This is a genomic window from Siminovitchia sediminis (genome assembly GCF_042680885.1).
GTDB classification, from domain to species: Bacteria; Bacillota; Bacilli; order Bacillales; family Bacillaceae_C; genus Siminovitchia; species Siminovitchia sediminis.
Window position 1 is genome coordinate 1 of record NZ_JBHUEO010000080.1, and the last position, 2,306, is coordinate 2,306.

The window sequence follows — 2,306 nt, forward strand, 5'->3', positions numbered from 1 at the left end:
AACAGGGCAGTATCAGGATGAAATATAGAAAAGCTTTATTCGATAAACAAAGTGTTGAATCTTAATTGACGAAAGCTGTTGAGTCTTATATTTCAAAAACTGTTGATTTCTACTTGACGGTTACAACTAGTTTAAGTAAAAATGCCTTTACGCTAGGCATTAGTTGGTTCGTTATTGTGTTCATACATTTAGCATTCATAACGAAAATGTTCAAAATTCTTAGAAATCAACCTCCTAAATTAACATTTGACGAAAAGGAGATTGAAGAACGCTCGTCTTAATAAAACATCACCTCATGTTGAATTATAAAAGAATATAAAGAGCAATCTGATTGATTATTTTCATATAAATGTTTAAGAATGATTCAATCATATAATAAGATTTTAACGGTGTTGTCATTAACACCATTAAAATATATTAGTAAGTAAAATTTGAAAAGGAGAGATTTATCATGACTAACTTAACTAAGGATTCAACTGTAGAACAATTGATTGAAGCGGACAAAAAGCATTTTATACATCCAACTACAGTACCTAAAACTTTATTGGAAGATGGGCCAAAAGCTATCTTTTCAGAGGGTAATGGCGTTCGAGTGAAAGACATTTGTGGAAAATCATATATTGATGGTGTGTCCATGTTATGGAACGTAAACTTAGGGTTTGGTCAAAAAGAACTTGCGGATGCAGCGCATGAACAACTTACTAAACTAGCATATAGTTCATCATTCTATGGATATTCAAATGAACTTGCGGTTCGACTTGCTGAAAAAATTGCTGGTATAGCACCTGGAGATCTGAATTCTGTATTCTTCACCTCAGGCGGATCTGAATCAAATGAAACGGCATTTAAGTTTGCTAGATTTTATTGGGATCTAAAGGGGCAATCATCTAAGAAAAATATTATTTCATTAAAACGTGGTTACCATGGGGCTACGATTGCAACTGGTTCTGCAACAGGAATTGAAGGATTTCATAACTTCTCTGGATCAAAGGATTCCGATATTATCCATGCAAAACCACATTTAGTAAATGCAGAAAAAGGGGATAAGAGCGATCCAGAATATAAAGATAGTATCCGTCATCTTATTGAAACAAAGGGAGCGGACCAAATTGCGGCAGTAATAATAGAACCGATTCAAGGTGCAGGAGGAGTACACGTTCCACCGGAAGGATACTTACAAGCAGTTAAAAAGTTATGTGAAGAAAACAACATTTTATTTATTGCTGATGAGGTTATTTGTGGTTTTGGTAGAACAGGTAGAATGTTCGGGGTCGAAAACTGGGATGTTGTACCTGATATGATGTGTACAGCAAAAGGTATTACAAGTGGATATGCACAGTTAGGGGCAGTATTACTCTCGCAAGAAGTAAGAGATACACTTGTTTCTTACGACGGTATAATAGGTCATGGATTCACGTATAGTGGACATCCTACGGCATGTGCTATTGGATTAAAAACATTAGAATTTATTGAGGAAAATAATATTTTACAAAATGTTAATAACATGAATAAAGTATTACAAAAAGGATTTGATTACTTAGTAGAGAATCATCCACATGTTGCAAAAACAAGAGCGGTTGGGCTTCTAGCTGGATTTGATCTCATGCAAGATAGAGACACAAATACACCATTTAAACAATCTATTAGAGCTGCGCGTCATATCGTTGATCATTGTTTTGATAATGGCTTAATTTTACGACCGGCTGACTTTGAAGAGCAAGTAAATATCGTGGCAATAGCACCTCCACTTATTATCAATAAAGAAGAAGTTGAAGAAATGATCAGTATAATCGATGAAGCATTAACCTCATTTGAAAAATCGTTATAAGAAGAAGGCAATTGCGTCTTATTCTTAATATAAGTCTATCGGGTAATAAAAGAATCATTAAATTATATGAATCAGTGATTGTTCAAATAAGAACATTTCACACATATCTCAATGATTACTATTTCAGTTATGAATCATTTTATAATGAACAAAGGGAATTAATTGATGCATTATTAACAATCTTCAAAAATGCCCTGACGAAGGTGCAAAGCTTTTGGCTGGCGAAGAAAGTTTAGATAAAGGATATTTTGTTCAGCCTACTGCTTTTTCCGCAGAAGATCACATGACAATCGTAAGGGAAGATATTTTTGGTCCGGTCGTCGCATGCATGCTATATAAAACAATCGATGAATGAATAAAGACATCGGATAATACCACCTCTGCCATATTTTAGAGCCACCTATGACATGATTTAGAGCCACCTCTGCCATAACTGAGCCACCTCCTATATAATTGATTTGCACTTCAGTGTGCAAAT

General features: G+C 34.6%; 2 protein-coding genes. Both read left to right on the forward strand.

The annotated features are described in order from the left end of the window. Window positions 1-451: 451 nt before the first annotated feature. On the forward strand, window positions 452-1,828 hold the full coding sequence (locus ACFSCZ_RS17095) for an aminotransferase family protein (RefSeq protein ID WP_380775638.1): 1,377 nt from the start codon (window positions 452-454) through the stop codon (window positions 1,826-1,828). Window positions 1,829-2,042: 214 nt separating this feature from the next. After that, window positions 2,043-2,183: an aldehyde dehydrogenase family protein gene (locus ACFSCZ_RS17100; RefSeq protein WP_380775641.1), complete on the forward strand. Its 141-nt coding sequence runs from the start codon at window positions 2,043-2,045 to the stop codon at window positions 2,181-2,183. The last annotated feature ends 123 nt before the right edge of the window (window positions 2,184-2,306 follow it).